Raw genomic sequence first — 18,815 nt, forward strand, 5'->3', positions numbered from 1 at the left:
GGTCACCCTGATGGAGCGGGTGCTCCCCGGGGAGCGGGTCAGCCGGTCTTGAACACCGCCGTCGTCCGCGCCGGGACCGTGAAGGTGCCCGAGGCCTTCTCGTAGGCGGCGGTCCTCACGACCGCGTCGGAGCCCTCGGCCTGGACGGGGTGCAGGCGGTAGCCCTTGCCGGCCAGGTCGGTGACCTTCTGCGCCTGTGTCTCCGGGGTGGCGTTGAAGACGACGACCAGGTCACCCAGGCGCATGGTGATCACGCCGGGGGTCTCGTCGCGGCCGGAGAGCGGGAAGGTCAGGGCGGACCGCACCCGGTCGGTGGTGGCCAGGGAGAAGACCGGTTCGGTGGTGCGGATCTTCTGGAGGTCCCGGTAGGCGGCCGAGGCGCCGTCGATCTGCGCGCAGCCGACGGTGAGGGACGGGTTCGCCAGGAGCGGCTTGCCGAAGCCCCACTTGGGCTGGTTGTCGGCGGCGGGCGGGAGGCCCCGGCCGAAGCCGTTGCCGTCGCGGCAGTCCCAGTGGATGGCGTTGAACCAGTCGCCGCTGTCGTACGAGTTGCGGTCCAGGGACTTGGAGCGCAGCAGGTCCGAACCGGCCTGGGAGAGCGCCGGACCCTGCGAGAGGGTGGCCGTCGCCATGGCGAGGACCTGCGCGCGGGCGCGGTCGGCCGGGGACGTGCCCGCCGGGAGCTTGAAGGCGAGCGCGTCGTACAGGGACTCGTTGTCGTGGGCGTCGGCGTAGGCGAGGGCGTCGCCGGGGGCGGCCGCGTAGCCGGCCGGGGAGCCGTTGTAGTCGACCTCGGAGCCCTTGACCGTGCGGCCGGAGGTGTCGGTGAAGGTGTAGTCGGCGAGGTTGCCGGTCAGGCCGACCTTGATGAGGTCCTGGTAGTGCAGGAGGCGGGCCTTCTGCTCGGCCGGGGTGCCGTTGGCGGCCGAGGTGTTGGGGTCGGTGTACAGGCCGGAGGCGAAGCCCTGGACGCCGGGGTCCTCGTCGAAGGGACCGCCGCCGCGCACGGCGTCGCGGGCCCGGTCGGAGAAGGTCGCGATGCCGGTGCCGGCCATGTTCTTCTGGGTGGCCTGGACGAAGCGTGCGTCGTCGGCGACCTCGCCGAAGTTCCAGCCCTCGCCGTAGAGGACGATCGCCTTGCCGTCGACGCCGTCCTTCGCGACGGTCAGGGCGTCGAGGGCCTTGCGGACGGCGAGGATGTTCTCCTTCGGGTGGTGGCCCATGAGGTCGAAGCGGAAGCCGTCGACCTTGTACTCCTTGGCCCAGGTGACGACCGAGTCCACGACGAGCTTGCCCATCATGGCGTTCTCGGGCGCGGTGTTGGCGCAGCAGGTGGAGGTGGTGACGGCGCCGTCGGCGTCGAGGCGCTGGTAGTAGCCGGGCACGATCCGGTCGAGGACGGACTTGTCGGACTGTCCGGCGGCGACGGTGTGGTTGTAGACGACGTCCATGACGGTGCGCAGTCCGTCGCCGTTGAGGGCCTGGACCATCCGCCGAAACTCGACGGTGCGGCGGGTGCCCTCGGGGTCGGTGGCGTAGGAGCCCTCGGGGACGGTGTAGTGCAGCGGGTCGTAGCCCCAGTTGAAGGCGTCCTTGGCCGCGGCGGCGGCGACGCAGGCCTGCTGCTCCTCGGAGTCGGGGGCGTACGCCTTCAGGTCGCAGGCCGGGGCGGCCTGGTCGGACTTCTTCTCGGGGATGGTGCCGATGTCGAAGGCCGGCAGGAGGTGGACGTAGGAGGTGCCGGAGGCGGCCAGGTCGCGCAGGTGCTTCGAGCCCTTGCTGTCCTTGTCGGTGAAGGCGAGGTAGGTGCCCCGGTGGTCCGCGCGGGCCGTGGTGTCCGCGATGGAGAAGTCGCGGATGTGGAGCTCCTGGATCTGGGCGTCCCGCAGCGGCACGGCGGCGGGCTTCCTGAGCTGCTTCCAGCCGGTGGGGGCGAGCTTCGGGTCGGTGAGGTCGACGGCGAGGCTGCGGGCGGAGTCGGTGGTGAGGGCGGTGGAGTAGGGGTCGGTGACCTTGTTGGTGACGATCTTCTGGACGGTGGGGGCCCAGACCTTCACCGCGTAGCGGTACGGCTTGCCGGTCCAGGACTTCGGGCCGGTGGCGGACCAGACGCCGGTGGTGTCGTCGCGGCGCATGGCGACGGTCCTGCCGTCGAGTTCGAGGGCGACGGACCGGGCGGTGGGGGCCCAGACGGAGAGGGTGACGCCGTGGCGGCCGAAGACCGGGCCGAGGGCGGCGCCGGTCGCCTTCTTCGCGTACAGGTCGTCGAGGACGCCGGCGGTCTGGACGCCGGTGGCGGCGAGCAGGGCGCCGTTGGCGGCCCGCTGGGTGGCGATGAGCTGGCCGCGCAGGGACTCGCGGATCCGGTCCGCGTCGCGCGGGTCGACGGTGAAGGCCGGGTAGTCCTTGAGGTGCGGGTACTTGGCCTTCTGGGCGTCGGTGAGCGCGGCCCGGTCGAGCCGGAGCCACTGGCCCTCGGTGTTCAGGGCGCCGCCGGTGACGGCGATCCCGCCGTCCTTCGCGTACACCAGCTGCTGGCTGGTGGCGTCGGTGGCCTTCACCTTCCAGACGACGGTGTTCCGGTCGATCCACTGGGCCGAGGCCTTGGCGAGGTCGAGGTCGGGGGTGCCGCCGACGGTCGGCAGGAGGTACTTGGGCTCCCCGCCGAGCAGCCAGACCTCGTGGCCGTAGGTGGCGAGGTCGAGGGACTGGTCGGTGGGCAGGTCCTTCTGGTCGCCCTTGTGGAGGATGTACGAGAGGGAGGTCGCGCCCTCGGCGAGCGGCACCTCGTAGACGGCGCCGTACGCGTCGACGCGGACCGGCATGAGGGGCTTGGACCAGTCGGTGGGCTGGGCGGCGCCGGTCCAGGTGTGCAGGCCCCAGCCGTCGTAGTCGCCGTCGGCGCGCTGGTAGTGCAGGACGGCCTTGGTCTTGTCGGGGGTGACGGGGGCCGGGTCGGTGTCGGACTGGCCGTCCCGGCCCTGGGTGATCCAGACCTCGCCGGTGCGGCCGAGGTCGACGGTCCGCTGCGGGCCGTCGGCGGCGCCGTCCTTCTCGACGGTGTACGGGATCGTGGAGGCGCCCTCGGGGACCTTGACCCAGGCGAAGGCGCCGTGGGCGTCGCGGCCGGTGAACGCGGCCTCCTGCCCGGCGGCCTTCAGCTTCCAGCCGTCGTACTCCCCGTCCTGGCGCTGGTAGTGGACGATCGCGTGGGTGCGCTCGACGGCGACCGGCTTCTCGGGGGCCGGGGGCGCGCCCGCCGTGGTGGCGGCGGTGGCGCTCGCGGTGCGGCCGGAGCTGTCGACGGCGACGGCCTTGTAGCGCAGGGCGGTGCCGGCGGGGGCGGTCACGTGCTGGGTGACCTTGTAGGGGGCGTGGTCGGCGGTGCCGAGGGTCCGCCAGGGGCCGTTGCCGACCTGGGCGGCGAAGACGACCCGGTTGAGGCCGCCGCCGGTGACGTCGGCGGAGAGTTCGACGGTGCCGGTGGCTCCGGCGGCCGGCGCCTCGAGGTTCACGGAGGGCTTCACGGCCGGGGCCGGGAGGGGCCGGTCGGCCTTGAGGACCAGGGAGGAGAGGGCCGGGACGGTGACGGTGACCTTGCCGCCCTTGGCCGCGACGGCGCCCTGACCGCCGTACAGGGTGCGGAAGGTCGCCGAGTCGACGGGGAGGGTGACGGTCTTGGCGGCGGTGGAGCCGTTGGTGGCGACGAGGTATTCGGTGCGCGCCTTGGCGTCCGTGCGGGAGAAGGCGTAGACGGAGCCCTCGGCGTACCGCTCCTGCTGGATGCCGTCGCGCAGGGCCGGGTGCTCGCGGGTCAGCTTCGACAGGGCGGCGACGGAGCGGTAGACCGGGTGGCCGGTGTCGTACGCGTCGGTGGCGTGGGTGCGGTCGGTGCCGAGCTGGTCGTCGTCCAGGTAGTCGGCGGCCTTCGAGGCGAAGAGGGGCTGGCGGGCGTCCTTGTCGCCGCCGGCGCCGGTGAAGCCCTGCTCGTCGCCGGAGTAGATCACCGGGTTGCCCCGGGAGAGGAACATCAGCTCGTTGGCGAGCCGGGCCCTCTTGAGGAGTTCGGCGTCGGTGGCGTTCGGGTTGTCCTGCTTGAGGAAGGTGCCGATGCGGCCCATGTCGTGGTTGCCGAGGAAGGTGACCTGCTCGTAGGCGTTGGCCTTGTCGGTGGTGTACCGGTAGTCCTCGGCGAAGACCTTGGCGAGGCGGTCGGCCCCGGCGCCCTGGGAGGCGAAGGCGCGGGCCGCGTCCTGGAAGGGGAAGTCGAGGGTGGCGTCGAGCCGGCCCCGGGTGACGTAGGGGGCGGTGACGGTCGGGTCGGCGGAGTACACCTCGCCGAACATGAAGAAGTCCTCGCGGCCCCGCTTCTTGGCGTAGGCGTCGAGGGCGGTGGCCCACTGGGTCCAGAAGTCCAGGTCGACGTGTTTGACGGTGTCGATCCGGAAGCCGTCGATCTTGAAGTCGCGGACCCACTTCTCGTAGATCCGCTGCATGCCCTCGACGACCTCGGGCCGCTCGGTCCACAGGTCGTCCAGGCCGACGAAGTCGCCGTACTCGGCGGACTCGCCGACCCAGGTGGAGTCGCCCCGGTTGTGGTACATCGTGGGGTCGTTGAGCCAGGACGGGACCTTGACGCCCTTCTCGGCCACCGGGGTGTACGGGAAGGAGTCCGCGTCCACCTTGCCGATGGCGTTCCGGTCGTCGAAGGGGCGCCCGTTCCTGTCGAGGTAGGGGTAGGCGCCCTTGGGGCGGTAGCCGTACTTCTTCTCGGCGTAGTCGACGGTGTCGGCGGTGTGGTTGGTGATGACGTCGAAGAAGACCTTCATGCCCTTGGCGTGGGCGGCGGCGATCAGCTTCTCCAGGTCGGCGTTGGTGCCGAAGTGGGGGTCGACCTGGGTGAAGTCGGTGATCCAGTAGCCGTGGTAGCCGGCGCTGGCGTTCTCGCCCTCGCCCTGCACGGGCCGGTTCTTGAAGATCGGCGCCATCCAGATGGCGGTGGTGCCGAGGCCCTTGATGTAGTCGAGCCGCTGGGTCAGGCCCTTGAGGTCGCCGCCCTGGTAGAAGCCCTTGTCGGTCGGGTCGAAGCCGGTCCGGGTGCGGCTGCCGGTGAGGCCGCCGCGGTCGTTGGACGGGTCGCCGTTGGCGAAGCGGTCGGGCAGGACGAAGTAGAACTGCTCGCGGGTGAGGTCCTGGCGCGCGGGCTCGGCCGCCAGCGCCCGGTCGGACGGCGGGGCCGGGGGCTTCGGCGCGGCGGTCGCGGGGACGGCGGGCACGAGGGCCGCGCACAGGGCGGCGGCCAGTGCGACCGCCGTTCTCTTGCGTATCACGGGGTTTCTCCCTGGAGGTACGGGAAGAGGGGGCCGCCCCGGGTGGGGCGGCCCTTGCGGTGCGGAATCAGCGGGTGGAGTAAGGCTGGTGGGTTACGGCTGGTGGGGGGTCAGCCGTGGTTCAGCTGCGGAACGTGTCGTTCAGGACGAGCTGTCCGGAGGCGGGGACGGTCGCGGTGCGGTTGGCGCCGGACTCCCAGGTGACGTTCCCGGCGGCGTCCTTGCGGACGTACTTGTACGCGAAGGTCGTTCCGGCCGGCAGGGAGAGCGTCAGCTTCCAGACCGGGTAGGCGGCCGGGTCGAGCTTGGGGGCCGAGGCCGGGGACCAGTTGCCGAGTGCGGCGAGGTTCCCGGTGACGTGGATGTTCTGGCCGACGACGGTGGTCGCGGTGGCCTGGAAGGAGGTGCCGGTGGAGGCGGGCGGCGGGGTGGTGGTGCCGCAGCTCTTGGCGTTGACGTGCAGGGCGAGCGCGGTGTTGGCGCCCAGGGTGGCCGTGAACCGCCCCGAACCGTCGACCGTGACGGGGTTGTTCGACTGCACGTCGCAGTAGGTGCCGGCGGGCAGGGAGGTCTGGTGGGTGCGGGTGAGCGCCGAGGACTCGTGGTTGATGGCCACGTACGCCTTGGAGCCGCGGCCGAACGCGATCGCGTTGTTGCCGTTGTCCCACCAGTCGGTGACGGCCTGGCCGCGCGCGGTGTTGCGGAAGGCCACCATGGAGGAGATCTCGCGCCAGGCGTGCTGGCACTTCCAGCCGTCGGAGTAACAGGCGTTCACCTGGCCGCCGTTGGGCGGGCCGGCGTCCTTGTCGGTCCACTCGTAGCCGGAGTGGACGTCCGGGGAGCCGTAGGGCCAGGCGAGCATGAAGACGGAGGCGAGGGTGTAGTTCGCGCCGTCCTTGTAGGACAGGGTGTCGCCGACGCGCTCGGTGTCGTGGTTGTCGACGAAGACGCCGGCCCGGCCGGAGGGCATGTGGCCCCAGGCCTCGCCGAAGTTCTTCAGGTACGCCAGCTTCTCGTTCTGCAGGACGCGCTTGAGGTCGCGGGCGTAGCGGAACTCCTGCACGTCGCCGCTGCCGAGGTACTCGCTCGGTGAGACGGCCTCGCCGGCGCCGTGGATGGCCTCCTGCTTCCAGTACGCGCCGGGGTCGGTGAGCCGCGACTTGATGTTCGCGAGGTCGGCGGCCGGCATGTGCTTGGCGGCGTCGATGCGGAAGCCGTCGACGCCCAGGGAGAGCAGGTCGTTGAGGTAACCGGCTATCCGTCCGCGGACGTGGTCCTCGCCGGTGTCGAGGTCGGGGAGGTGGACCAGCTCGCAGTTCTGGACGTTGCCCCGGTCCTGGTAGTTGGTGATCTCGGCCCGGCAGTCGTCCATGTCGGCGCCCGAGTAGAGGCCCGGGTAGTCGTACTTGGAGAACGGGGTCCCGCCCGTTCCCGTGCCCGACCCGTTCGCCATGTGGTTGACGACCGAGTCCACGACGACCTTCACGCCCGCCGCGTGACAGGTGTCGATCATGCTCTTGAAGGCGGCGCGGTCCCCGAGGCGGCCGGCGATCTTGTAGCTGACGGGCTGGTACGAGGTCCACCACTGGCCGCCCTGCACGTGCTCCTGGGGCGGGGAGACCTGGACGTAGCCGTATCCGGCGGGCCCGAGGCGGTCGGTGCACTCCTTGGCCACCGAGGAGAACTTCCACTCGAACAGCACCGCGGTGACGTCCTTCTCACCGGGCGGTGCGGCCTGGACGGGACTGTTTCCCGTGACGGCCACAGCGGCTCCCGCCACGAGGGCGAGTGCAGCGGCCACGGTCCTTCTGGCCATGTTTCCTCCTGCTGACTTCACTGTCGCAAGAAGTTGCCGAAAATGTCAGCAACTGTTTTCAGCCGTGACCGTATGAGTGCCCCGACGCCCGGTCAACCCTCCGGACGCCGCGACGCAAGTTGTTACGAAAGGACTTGCGGCTCCGCGGAACCCGAAGCGCCCGGGACGTCCCGCACGGGCGGCTGCGCCGTCGAGCCGCGCACCACCAGCTCCGGCTGGAAGACGAACTCGGTGCGCTGCACCGGGTTCCCCTCGATCTCCTCCAGGAGCGCGCCCACGGCGGCCGTGGCCATCGCCTGCACGGGCTGGCGGACGGTGGAGAGCGGCGGGCTGGTGAAGGCGATCAGGGGCGAGTCGTCGAAACCGACGACGGAGACGTCCCCGGGCACGTCGAGGCCCCGGGCGCGGACCGCGCGGATCACGCCGAGCGCCATCAGGTCGGAGCCGCAGACGATGCCGGTGCAGCCCTCGCGCAGCAGGATGTCGGCGGCGGCGTGGCCGCCCTCGACGCCGAAGAGCGTGGGCCTGATGAACCGTTCGGCGTCCGCGCGCTCGACGCCGAGGAGTTCGTACAGCTCGGCGGCGAAGCCCTCGGCCTTGCGGCGGGAGGGGACGTAGCGGGTGGGGCCGATGGCGAGGCCGATGCGCTCGTGGCCCAGCTCGACCAGGTGCCGCACGGCCATCCGCGCGGCGGCCCGGTCGTCCGGGGAGACGAAGTTGGCGTCGATGTGCTCGTTGAAGCCGTTGATGAGGACGAACGGCACGCCCCGGGCGGCGAGCCGGGCGTAGCGGGCCGGGTCGGCGGTGGCGTCGGCGTGGAGCCCGGAGAGGAAGACGATGCCGGAGACCCCGCGCTCCACGAGCTGTTCGACCAGCTCGTCCTCGGTGGCGCCGCCGGGCATCTGGGTGCACAGGACCGGGGTGTAGCCGTGCCCGGCGAGGACCTGCTCGACGACCTGCGCGAACGCCGGGAAGATCGGGTTGGTCAGCTCGGGCACGACGAGCCCGACGAGGCCCGCGCTGCGCCGTTTGAGGCGTACGGGGCGCTCGTAGCCGAGCACGTCGAGCGCGGCGAGCACCTTGTGCCGGGTCGCGCCGGCCACCCCCGCCTTGCCGTTGAGGACGCGGCTGACGGTGGCCTCGCTGACGCCGGACTGGGCCGCGATGTCCGCGAGCCGCGGGGCGCCCGTTCCGGCGCCCCGCGGCAGGGGGATCGTCACACCGCCCACCAGACGGTGGTGTCGGCGGGCAGCTCCACCGTGTCCGTGCCGGGGGCGACGGGCTCGTTGGAGAGGAGGAACCGGCCGGGCAGCGGGACGGAGATGGCCCGGCCGGTGGTGTTGGCGGTGCAGACGAAGCCGTCGCGCCGGAAGGCGAGGACGCCCTCGGGGGCCTCCAGCCACTCGACGCCCTCGCCCGCCCCGAGTCCGGGCTGCGTCCGGCGCACGGCGAGCGCGCTGCGGTACAGCTCCAGGGTGGAGCCCGGGTCCCCGGTCTGCGCCTCGACGCTCAGGGCGCCCCAGGTCGCGGGCTGCGGCAGCCAGGAGCCGCCGGCACCGAAGCCGTACGAGGAGCCCTCGGCGGTCCACGGGATCGGGACCCGGCAGCCGTCGCGGAAGCCGTCCTGGCCGCTGGCCCGCCAGAAGGACGGGTCCTGGCGGACCTCGTCGGGCAGGTCGGTGACGTCGGGCAGGCCCAGCTCCTCGCCCTGGTAGACGTAGGCCGAGCCGGGCAGGGCCAGCATGAGGAGGGTGGCGGCGCGGGCCCGGCGCAGGCCGAGTTCGCGGTCGCCGGCCTCGCGGAGCTGGGTGCCGAGGCCCGCCGGGTTGGCGAAGCGGGTGGCGTGCCGGGTGACGTCGTGGTTGGACAGGACCCAGGTGGTGGGGGCGCCGACCGGGCGCATCGCGGCGAGCGAGGCGTCGATGACGGTGCGCAGCTCGGTGGCGTCCCAGTGGGTGCCCAGGTACTGGAAGTTGAAGGCCTGGTGCATCTCGTCGGGGCGCACGTAGTTGGCGGTGCGGTCGACGGTGGGGGTCCAGGCCTCGGCGACGAGGACGCGCTCGCCGTCGTACTCGGAGAGGACCTTGCGCCAGGAGCGGTAGATCTCGTGGACGCCGTCCTGGTCGAAGAAGGGCATGACGTCGTTGCCGAGCAGCTTGAGCTGGTCGTGGGCGCCGATGTCGGGCAGCCCGGCGGCCTTGACCAGGCCGTGGGCGACGTCGACGCGGAAGCCGTCGACGCCCATGTCGAGCCAGAAGCGCAGGATGGAGCGGAACTCGTCGCGGACGGCCGGGTGCTCCCAGTTGAAGTCGGGCTGCTCCGGGGCGAAGAGGTGCAGGTACCAGTCGCCGGGGGTGCCGTCCGGGTTCTCGGTGCGGGTCCAGGCCGGGCCGCCGAAGATGGACTCCCAGTCGTTGGGCGGAAGTTCGCCGTCCGCGCCCTTGCCGGGGCGGAAGTGGTAGCGCTCGCGCAGCGGGGAGCCGGGGCCCTCGCGCAGGGCCCGCTGGAACCACTCGTGCTGGTCGGAGGAGTGGTTGGGGACGAGGTCCACGATGATCCGCAGGCCCAGGGCGTGGGCCTCGCGGATCACCGCGTCGGCGTCGTGCAGGGAGCCGAACATCGGGTCGATGGCCCGGTAGTCGGCGACGTCGTAGCCGGCGTCGGCCTGCGGGGAGGCGTAGAACGGCGAGAGCCAGACGGCGTCGACGCCCAGGTCCCTGAGGTACGGCAGCCGGCTGCGGACGCCCTCCAGGTCACCCATGCCGTCGCCGTTGCCGTCGGCGAAGCTGCGCGGGTAGACCTGGTAGATCACGGCGTCTCTCCACCAGCCCGTGTGCGTTCCGGTGGTGGGGACGTCGGCCGGGGCGGCGAGATGCTGGGTCATGTCTTCCCTGGGAGGTAAGGAGGGGCGTGCGGGGGCGGTGATCGGGCTCAGCCCTTGACGGCACCGGCGGACATGCCGGTGACCAGGTGCCGCTGGGCGAAGAGGAACACCAGCGCCGCGGGGATGGCGATGAGCACGGAGGCCGCGGACATCGGACCCCACTGGGCGCCGTACTGGTTGACGAACTTCTGGAGTCCGCCCGCGAGGGTGAGGTTCTCGTCGCCGACCATGAAGGCGGAGGCGTAGGCGACCTCGCCCCACGCGGTGATGAAGGAGTAGAAGGCGGTGACGGCGATGCCCGGCTTGGCGAGCGGCAGGATCAGCCGCCAGAAGGTGCCGAAGGGGGTGAGGCCGTCGACGTAGCCGGACTCGTCGATCTCGCGCGGGATGGTGTCGAAGAAGCCCTTCATCATCCAGGCGCAGAACGGGACGGCGATGGTCAGGTACGTGATGACCAGGCCGGCCGGCTGGTTGAGCAGGCCCATCGAGGACATGATGTTGTAGATCGGCACGATCAGGACGGCGACCGGGAACATCTGGGTGATGAGCAGCGTCCACATCAGGCCGCGCTTGCCGGGGAAGCGGAAGCGGCTGACGGCGTAGCCGGTGGTGGCCGAGATGAAGACGCCGACGAGCGTGGTGAGGCCGGCGACGAGCAGCGAGTTGCCGAACCAGGTGAGGAACGGGGTGTCCTTCAGCAGGTTCGTGTAGTTCTCGAAGGTCGTCTCCTTCACGAAGTCCGTGGTGGAGGCGTACTTGGCCGGCTTCAGCGAGGTCAGCAGCACCCAGAGCACCGGGAAGACCGCGATCACCGAGGCGACGATCAGGGTGAGGTGCAGCCCGGCCGAGGCGAGCGGTGAACGGCGGCCGCGGAGCGGGGCGTTCACGGCCTGGGGGTTGGGGGTCGTGGTGGTCACCAGACTTCTCCCTGCTTGCGGAGGACGCGCCGGTAGATCGCGGCGAAGACCATCAGGAGGACCAGGATCAGCACGCCCCACGTGGAGGACTGCGCGAAGTCGCGCGGGCTGATCTCGAAGGAGAACTTGTAGGCCTGGGTGACGAGGATCTGGGTGGCCTCGCCGGGCCCGCCCCGGGTGAGCAGGAAGATCACCGGGAACATGTTGAAGGTCCAGATGGTGGAGAGCAGGATCACCGTCGTGGAGACCGAGCTGAGGCCGGGCATGGTGATGTTCCGGAACCGCTGCCAGGCGCCCGCGCCGTCCATCTCGGCGGCCTCGTACAGCTCGCCGGGGATGGACTGGAGGCCGCCGAGGAGGGCGACCATCATGAAGGGGACGCCGAGCCAGACGTTGACGGCGATGACCGCGAGCTTCGCCACCGTCGGGTCGTTGAGCCAGGGCACGGCGGATATCCCGCCGCCCGCCAGGATCTCGTTGAGCAGGCCGCGGCGCTCGTCGAAGAGGAAGCGCCAGGCGAAGACGGAGACGAAGCCCGGGACGGCCCAGGGCAGGATCAGCAGCATCCGGTAGACGGAGCGGCCGGCGATCCTGCGGTTGAGCAGGTTGGCGAGGCCGAGGCCGAGGGCGAAGGTGATCGAGACGCACGCGACCGTCCAGATGACGGTCCAGACGAGCGTGCCGAGGAACTGGCTGCCGGTGAGCGCGTCGACGTAGTTGTCCACGCCGACGAACTCGTAGGTGGCCGGGATCTGGTTGACGCCGATGGACCGGGCGACGTTCCGCTCGTTCGCGTCGGTGAACGACAGGTAGATGCCACGCACCAGGGGGTAGCCGATGATCACGCCGATCACGACGACCACCGGGGCGACCATCGCCCAGGCGTACCAGTGGGTGGCGAAGGAGCGCTTGCGCGTGCTCCGGCGCTTGCCAGTTCCGCGGCTCCGGCCGCGGGCGACAGTGTCGCCCGCGGCCTTCGCCACCGACTGGCCGGTGGTGTCCACGGCCATCAGCCGGCCTGCCTTCCTTCTTACTTCCAGTCCTTCAGGAGCTTGCGGTAGGACTCGCCGATCGCCTTGGCGCCGGCCTCGGGGGTGGTCTGGCCGGTGAGGACCTTGGTGTACTCGACCTTGACGGGCTCGAAGAGGCTGCCGCCCTCGGGGATCCACGGGCGCTCGACGGACTTCTCGACGACCGGCTTGAAGAAGGCGATCATCTCGTTGGTCGCCACGTCCGGCTTGATGTAGACGGACTCGCGGGTCGGGAGCAGGCTCAGCTCCTTGGCGATCGCCGTCTGGGTCTCGACCGAGGTCATGTACTCGGTGAAGGCGTAGGAGGCGTCGAGGTTCTTGGAGCCCGCGTAGACGGCGAGGTTGTGGCCGCCCTGCGGGGCGCCCTGGCCGCCGGTGCCGCCCGGGACCGGGGCGATGCCCAGGTTGGCCTTGTCGGCGAACTCCTTGCCGGCGTAGGTGTCGGCGACGGCCCACGGGCCGTTGATCATCATGGCGACCTTGCCGTCCTTGAAGGCGGCCTGCATGTTGTCCCAGCCGTTGGTCGCGTCGGTGATCGCGGCCTTCGAGTCGACCAGGTCCTTGACGACCTTGAGCGCCTTCACGCCGGGCTCGCCGTCGATGGTGACCGTCTTCTTCTCGGCGTCGACCAGGTCGCCGCCCTCGCCGTACAGGAAGGAGAGGAACCAGTACGGGTCGTCGCCGCGCAGGTAGAGCCCGGTCTTGCCGGTCTTCTCCTTGATCTTGGCGGAGACGGTCTTCAGCTCGTCGATGTTCTTGGGGACCTCGACGCCGGCCTCCTTGAAGATCTTCTTGTTGTAGAAGATGCCCATGGAGTCGATGACCTGCGGGACGGCGTAGGTCTTGCCGTTGTACTTGGTGGAGGCGGCGGCCTGGTCCAGGAAGTCGTCGGCGTCCTTGAGGGCCGTGGTGCCGTCCAGCGGGGCCAGGTAGCCGAGGTCCGCGAACTCGGGGGTCCAGGCGACCTCGGAGCGGATGACGTCGGGCGCGCCGGAGCCGGACTGCGCGGCGTTCTTGAACTTGTTCTGCGCCTCGCCGAACGGCACGTTCACGTACTTGACGGTGACCTTGGGGTGCTTCTTGGTGAAGTCCTCGGCGATCTTCTTGAAGACCTTGTCCTCGGAGCCGACCGTGGAGGTGTCCCACCAGGTCACGGTGCCGGAGAGCTCGCCCGAGCCCTTCGAGCCGCCGTTGGAACCGCTGTCGCTTCCGCCGCACGCCGCCAGGGTCACGCCCAGGGCCGCGACCAGCGCGGTGGCCGCTATGCCACGCCGCATGTGAACTCCTTCAACTGATCCCGGGGGGACGAGGGGCTGGAACCTTCCTCATGCGACCGCTCCCTCGCGGCGCTCCGGGTTGGCAGGAACGTAACAGGGATGAAAACGAGCCGAAAGACCTTGCGGGATTTTTCTGCAAGACCCGGGGATCGTTACATCCGCGTGTCCCTAAGGTTGCCTACGGGTCGCTTGACAGGGGCGGGAGCACGCCCTTCCGCACCTCGCACGCCCCTGACGTGCCCCCGGCACCCCTCCGGTGCGCCCCGCAAGAACTGCAAGACCTTGCAGGGAGGCGACTCCCGGCCACGGCGGGCGGGGTGTGCCGGGAGTGGTGGACGGGGTGCACCGGGGCCGGCGGGCGGGGTGTGCCGGGGCGGTGGGCAATACGCCCCGTGACCGGTACAGTCCACTCCCATGACCGCGCGGCTCTCCGACATCGCAGCCCAGGCGGGGGTCAGTGAAGCCACAGTCAGCCGCGTGCTCAACGGAAAGCCCGGCGTGGCCAGCGCCACCCGCGAATCCGTCCTCGCCGCGCTCGACGTGCTCGGCTACGAGCGGCCCGTGCGCCTGCGGCAGCGCAGCGCGGGGCTCGTCGGCCTCATCACCCCCGAGCTGGACAACCCGATCTTCCCCGCCCTCGCGCAGGTCATCGGACAGGCCCTGACCCGGCAGGGGTACACGCCGGTCCTCGCCACCCAGACCCCCGGCGGGTCCACCGAGGACGAGCTGACCGACATGCTGGTGGAGCGCGGCGTCGCCGGCATCATCTTCGTCTCCGGACTGCACGCCGACACCACGGCCGACACGTCCCGCTACGACCGGCTGCGCGGCAAGGGCGTCCCGTACGTCCTCCTCAACGGCTTCTCCCCCAAGGTGCAGGCGCCCTTCGTGTCGCCCGACGACCGGGCGGCGATGCGGCTCGCGGTGACGCACCTGGCGGCGCTCGGGCACACCCGGATCGGGCTCGCCGTCGGACCGAAGCGGTTCGTGCCGGTGCTGCGCAAGATCGAGGGCTTCCGGAAGGGCATGGAGGAGCGGCTCGGTCTCTCCCCCGAGGAGTCCGAGGAGCTGATCCAGCACTCCCTCTACACCCTGGAGGGCGGCCAGGCGGCGGCGGGCGCGCTGCTCTCCCGGGGCTGCACGGCGGTCGTCTGCGCGAGCGACATGATGGCGCTCGGCGCGATCCGGGCGGCCCGGCAGCAGGGGCTCGACGTGCCGAGGGACGTCTCCGTCGTCGGCTTCGACGACTCCCCCCTCATAGCGTTCACCGATCCGCCGCTGACCACCATCCGGCAGCCGGTGCAGGCGATGGGGCAGGCCGCGGTCCGCGCGCTGCTCGAAGAGGTGGGGGGCACCCCGGCCCCGCACTCCGAGTTCGTCTTCATGCCCGAGCTGGTGGTCCGGGGCTCCACCGCCTCCGCGCCGTCCGCCGTCAGGCCTCCTTCCCAGGACTGACCGGGTGCGTTCCGGACCCGACCTTGGGATGATCGGTCGGGGGCGGCCATCTGGCAGACTCTCTCCCCATGGGTGAAACGACCGTGAAGAGTTTGGACAACCGGACGACCCCGTCGTCACCCATCGTGGCCGACGGCAGGCTGTCGCGGCTGCGCACGCGCGTGCCCCGGCGTCCCACGATCTGGTTCGAGATCCTGCTCATCGCGGTGAGCTACTGGACGTACTCCCTCATCCGCAACGCGGTGCCGGAGCAGAAGGCCCAGGCGCTCCGGAACGCCGACTGGATCTGGCGGGCCGAGGAGTCCATGGGGCTCGCCTTCGAGCACGCCGTCAACCACGCCGTGAACTCGGTGACGTGGCTGATCGTGGGGATGAACTACTACTACGCGACGCTGCACTTCGTCGTGACCATCGGTGTGCTGGTGTGGCTGTACCGGTGGCAGCCGGGCCGTTACGCGGCGTTCCGCACGGTCCTGTTCGCCACCACCGGCGTGGCCCTGGTCGGCTACTACCTGTATCCGCTCGCGCCGCCCCGGCTCATGAACGGCCAGGACTTCATCGACACGGTCCTGGTCCACCACACCTGGGGCTCGATGGCCTCGGGGAACCTCAAGCACGTGTCGAACCAGTACGCGGCGATGCCGTCGATGCACATCGGCTGGTCGCTCTGGTGCGGGATCACGATCTTCCTGCTCGCGAAGGCGCCCTGGGCGCGGATCCTGGGCCTGCTCTACCCGACGGCCACCCTCGTCGTCATCGTGGCGACCGCCAACCACTTCTGGCTGGACGCGGTCGGCGGCATGATCTGCCTGGGCTTCGGCTTCGCCGTCTCGTACTTCTGGTACGGCTCGCGGCCCCACCGGCTGCCGAAGCTGGTCGAGCCGGTGGAGCCGGTGGGCGTGGTCGCCCACGGCGGTCCGGCCGCGGGGGCGGGGACGGACCGCGAGGACGATCTGGAACGGCCGGTCGACTCCCGCCGCTAGCCGGCCCCCCTTTTTTCAGTTCCCCCGGTGCGTGATCCGGCCGCCCGCGACGGTGAGCCGGACCGGGGCCTCGGCGGTCTCGTCCGCCGGGGCCGTCACCGGGTCCACGGCGAAGGCGGTGAGGTCGGCCCGGAAGCCCGGGGCGATCCGGCCCGCGACCGCCTCCTCCCCCGCCGCGAACGCCGCGTGCGTGGTCATCCCCTCCAGGGCCATCAGGCCCGTGAGCCCGTGCCGGGCCGAGGCGGCGCCGCGCGGGGCGCGGGCGGTGGCGAGGACCTGCCGGGCGTCGTAGTGGGCGATGGGCCAGTCGGAGCCGAGCGCGAGGTGCGCCCCGGCGTCCCGCAGGTCGCGGCAGCGCCAGGCGCGCCCGGCCCGCTCCTCCCCGAGGCGTACGGACCACTCGTCGGTGCGGTCGGCGCGGGTGTACGCGGTGTGCGGGGGCTGCATCGAGGCGGCGACGCCGAGCGCGGCGAAGCGCCCGAGCTGGTCGTCGGGGACGGTCTCGATGTGCTCGATCCGGTGCCGGGGGCCGCCCGTACCGAGGCCTTCGACGGTGTCGAGGGCGTGGCGGACGGCCGCGTCGCCGATGGCGTGGGTGGCGGTGCCGACCCCGGCCCGGTGCAGGTGGGCGACGGCGGCGGAGTACGCGGCCGGGTCGGGCCAGAAGGCTTCGGTGCCCCGGCCGTGGCAGTCGGCGTGCTCCAGCCAGGCGGTGCCGCCCTCGACGGTGCCGTCCATGAAGAACTTCACCCCGCCGATCCGCCACAGCCGGCCGGCCCGTTCCTGGAGCCGTACGAAGGCGTCGAGCTCCCCGGTGGTGACGCCGGGCATGCACCAGGGGGCGAGGCGCAGGCGCAGCGGCAGGTCGCCGTCCTCCTCGATCGCGGCGAGCAGTCCGGGGACGTCGTGTCCGCCGAGGTCCATGACGTGGGCGGAGGCGAGCCCGGTGGCGGCCATGCCGGCGAGCAGGGCGACGAGCCGGTCGCGGCGCTCGGCGTACGGCAGGGCGGGCAGGACCGGGGTCATCAGGTCCATGGCGGCGTGCTCGACCAGATGTCCGGTGGGGCGCCCGTCGGGGTCGCAGACGATCTCGGAGTGCTGGGCGAAGGCGCGGGGCCCGTCGATCCCGGCGGCCTTCAGCGCGGTGCCGCTGACGAGGGCGGAGTGTCCGTCGTAGAGGCGCAGGTGGGCGGGGGCGCCGTCGAGGACGTCCTCGATCAGGTCGCGGTGGACGGGCCGGCCGCCGAAGGCGTTGTGGTCGAGGCCGAAGCCGAGGACCCAGCCGTCGCGGCGCTCGGCGCCCCGGAGCGCGGCCCGCAGCCCGTCGAGGTCGGTGACGGCCGAGAGGTCGGTGCCGGTGAACATCTCCAGGCCCCAGACGGGGTGGCTGTGGGCGTCGGTGAGGCCGGGGGTGAGGGTGGCGCCGGCCAGGTCGACGGTCTCGGTGCCGGGCCCGGCCCAGGCGCGGGCCTCGGCGTCGGTGCCGAGGGCGGTGATCAGCCCGTCGCGGACGGCGACGGCGGTGTGGCCGGTGGGTTCGGGGTCGCGGACGCGGGCGTTGACGAGGACGAGGTCGGGTGCGGACACGGGGACTCTCCAGGTGCGGACGGTGCGGACGGCTCGGAGGACGGTGCGGACGGCTCGGACGGCTCGGCGGCGAAGCGGGCGTAGACCTCGGGGCGGGTGCGGCGGAGCCGGTACGCCAGGAGGAGCCCGAGGAGGAAGACGGCGGGGGTCGCGGAGAGCAGGACCGCGTTGACGGCGGGCGAGGCCCCGGTGAAGAGGTCGACGTGGGCGGCGACGAGGACGATCGCGGCGGCGAGCAGGACGAAGGCGGTGACGGGGGCGACGACCGTGCGCAGGACGCCCTCGTCGTGCCGTATCCGGCGGAAGAAGAACGGCACGGCGAGCGCGGCGAGGAGCTGGAGGAGCATCAGGCCCAGCATCCCGGGGGTGTTCACCCAGAGCAGGAGCTGCTGGTACGGGTCGGCGCCGGCGAGCGCGAAGCCGAGGACGACGACGGCGCCGAGCACGGTCTGGGCGGCCCCGGCGACGTACGGGGAGCGGTGGCGGGGGTGGATGCGGCCGAGGGCCTTCGGCAGGACGCCCTCCTCGGCGAGGGCGAGGGTGTAGCGGTTGATGGCGTTGTGGAAGGCGAGCAGGGAGGCCAGGACGCTGGTGACGATGAGGACGTGCATCAGGTCGGCGGCCCAGGCTCCGACGTAGGTGGTGATGGCGGCGAAGAAGAGGCCGCCGGGGTCGTCGGCGGCGGCCCGGACCACCTTGTCCTCGCCGAACGCCTGGATGACGGTCCAGACGACGAAGGCGTAGAAGAGGCCGAGGAAGGCGACCGCGATGTAGGTGGCGCGGGGGACGGTGCGGGCCGGGTCCCGGGCCTCGCGCCGGTAGATGACGGTGGACTCGAAGCCGGTGAAGGCGGCGAAGGCGAAGGCCAGGACGGCGGCGGTGCCGCCGGTGAGGACGTGGGCGGGGGCGAGGCCGCCGAGGGAGAGTCCGTGGGCCCCGCCGTCGAGGAGGACGCCGCCGGCGAGGAGGACGAGGATGCCGGTCTCGGCGACGAGGAGGACGCCGAGGACCTTGGCGCCGAAGTCGATGGAGCGGTAGCCGCCGTACCAGATGAGGAGCAGGCCGGCGAGGGAGACGGGCAGCCAGGGGACGTCGTGGCCGAGGGCGGCGGCGGTGTCCGAGGTGGCGGAGCCGAGGAGCCCGTACACCCCGATCTCCATGCCGTTGTAGCCGAGCATGGCGACGAGGGCGGCGGCGATGCCGAGGGGGGTGCCGAGGCCGCGCGCGATGTACGCGTAGAAGGCGCCGGCGCTGCGGACGTGGCGGCTCATGGTGGTGAAGCCGACGGCGAAGACGGTGAGGGTGAGGCCGGCCAGGAGGTAGCCGACGGGGGCGCCGACGCCGCCGAGCAGGATGGCGACGGGGGCGACGCCGGCCATGACGGTGAGGGGGGCGGCGGCGGAGACGACGAAGAACGAGATGTCGGCGGTGGTGAGGGTGCCGGTTCTCAGTCCCGGGGGCGCGTCGGGGGCGGGTGCGGACATGGCTGGGGAGGGCCTTCCGGTGGCGGTGGCAGGGGCGTCGGGATGTCCGGC

Annotated in this window: 11 protein-coding genes; 2 read left to right on the forward strand and 9 right to left on the reverse strand. The window is 71.6% G+C overall.

Annotated features, from left to right (window positions below; genetic code table 11):
• Positions 1-38: 38 nt before the first annotated feature.
• The 7 genes from pulA to CP977_RS10065 all read right to left on the reverse strand — a co-directional run bounded on the left by pulA (position 39) and on the right by CP977_RS10065 (position 13,255).
• Positions 39-5,330, reverse strand: a complete 5,292-nt coding sequence (gene pulA / locus CP977_RS10035; RefSeq protein ID WP_152369935.1) for a pullulanase-type alpha-1,6-glucosidase — start codon at positions 5,328-5,330, stop codon at positions 39-41.
• Positions 5,331-5,451: 121 nt separating this feature from the next.
• On the reverse strand, positions 5,452-7,146 hold the full coding sequence (locus tag CP977_RS10040; RefSeq protein WP_062756271.1) for a carbohydrate-binding module family 20 domain-containing protein: 1,695 nt from the start codon (positions 7,144-7,146) through the stop codon (positions 5,452-5,454).
• Positions 7,147-7,268: 122 nt separating this feature from the next.
• Positions 7,269-8,375 (reverse strand): LacI family DNA-binding transcriptional regulator, encoded by a 1,107-nt coding sequence (locus CP977_RS10045; protein WP_062756269.1) that lies wholly within the window; start codon positions 8,373-8,375, stop codon positions 7,269-7,271.
• Entirely contained in the window at positions 8,363-10,030 is a 1,668-nt protein-coding gene (locus CP977_RS10050; protein ID WP_062756267.1) for a glycoside hydrolase family 13 protein, read from the reverse strand. Before CP977_RS10050 ends, CP977_RS10045 begins: the two co-directional genes overlap by 13 nt.
• Positions 10,031-10,077: 47 nt before the next feature.
• Entirely contained in the window at positions 10,078-10,950 is an 873-nt protein-coding gene (locus CP977_RS10055; RefSeq protein WP_208421784.1) for a sugar ABC transporter permease, read from the reverse strand.
• Positions 10,944-11,957: a carbohydrate ABC transporter permease gene (locus tag CP977_RS10060; RefSeq protein WP_152369937.1), complete on the reverse strand. Its 1,014-nt coding sequence runs from the start codon at positions 11,955-11,957 to the stop codon at positions 10,944-10,946. The genes CP977_RS10055 and CP977_RS10060 overlap by 7 nt, the downstream gene beginning before the upstream one ends.
• A gap of 20 nt (positions 11,958-11,977) precedes the next feature.
• Positions 11,978-13,255: an extracellular solute-binding protein gene (locus CP977_RS10065; RefSeq protein ID WP_062756263.1), complete on the reverse strand. Its 1,278-nt coding sequence runs from the start codon at positions 13,253-13,255 to the stop codon at positions 11,978-11,980.
• 414 nt (positions 13,256-13,669) lie between these two features.
• Here CP977_RS10065 and CP977_RS10070 point away from each other — a divergent pair, with 414 nt between their 5' ends.
• Together CP977_RS10070 and CP977_RS10075 are read left to right on the forward strand one after the other, a co-directional pair.
• On the forward strand, positions 13,670-14,710 hold the full coding sequence (locus tag CP977_RS10070; RefSeq protein ID WP_062756261.1) for a LacI family DNA-binding transcriptional regulator: 1,041 nt from the start codon (positions 13,670-13,672) through the stop codon (positions 14,708-14,710).
• 68 nt (positions 14,711-14,778) lie between these two features.
• The gene (locus CP977_RS10075) at positions 14,779-15,693 is read left to right on the forward strand and encodes a phosphatase PAP2 family protein (protein WP_062756259.1); all 915 of its coding nucleotides are present in this window, start codon (positions 14,779-14,781) and stop codon (positions 15,691-15,693) included.
• Positions 15,694-15,708: 15 nt separating this feature from the next.
• On the opposite strand, the gene CP977_RS10080 is transcribed toward CP977_RS10075, so the two are convergent.
• Together CP977_RS10080 and CP977_RS10085 are read right to left on the reverse strand one after the other, a co-directional pair.
• Positions 15,709-17,280, reverse strand: coding sequence for an amidohydrolase (locus tag CP977_RS10080; protein WP_062756257.1), 1,572 nt, complete (start codon positions 17,278-17,280; stop codon positions 15,709-15,711).
• On the reverse strand, positions 17,190-18,764 hold the full coding sequence (locus CP977_RS10085) for an APC family permease (protein ID WP_152369938.1): 1,575 nt from the start codon (positions 18,762-18,764) through the stop codon (positions 17,190-17,192). Before CP977_RS10085 ends, CP977_RS10080 begins: the two co-directional genes overlap by 91 nt.
• Between the last annotated feature and the right edge of the window lie 51 nt (positions 18,765-18,815).

This window comes from Streptomyces cinereoruber (assembly GCF_009299385.1).
Lineage (GTDB): Bacteria > Actinomycetota > Actinomycetes > Streptomycetales > Streptomycetaceae > Streptomyces > Streptomyces bikiniensis.

Coding starts and splice junctions, on each gene's coding strand:
- CP977_RS10040 (WP_062756271.1), bottom strand. CDS start 7,146: ATGGCCAGAAGGACCGTGGCCGCTGCACTCGCCCTCGTGGCGGGAGCC.
- CP977_RS10050 (WP_062756267.1), bottom strand. CDS start 10,030: ATGACCCAGCATCTCGCCGCCCCGGCCGACGTCCCCACCACCGGAACG.
- CP977_RS10060 (WP_152369937.1), bottom strand. CDS start 11,957: ATGGCCGTGGACACCACCGGCCAGTCGGTGGCGAAGGCCGCGGGCGAC.
- CP977_RS10065 (WP_062756263.1), bottom strand. CDS start 13,255: ATGCGGCGTGGCATAGCGGCCACCGCGCTGGTCGCGGCCCTGGGCGTG.
- CP977_RS10070 (WP_062756261.1), top strand. CDS start 13,670: ATGACCGCGCGGCTCTCCGACATCGCAGCCCAGGCGGGGGTCAGTGAA.
- CP977_RS10075 (WP_062756259.1), top strand. CDS start 14,779: ATGGGTGAAACGACCGTGAAGAGTTTGGACAACCGGACGACCCCGTCG.
- CP977_RS10085 (WP_152369938.1), bottom strand. CDS start 18,764: ATGTCCGCACCCGCCCCCGACGCGCCCCCGGGACTGAGAACCGGCACC.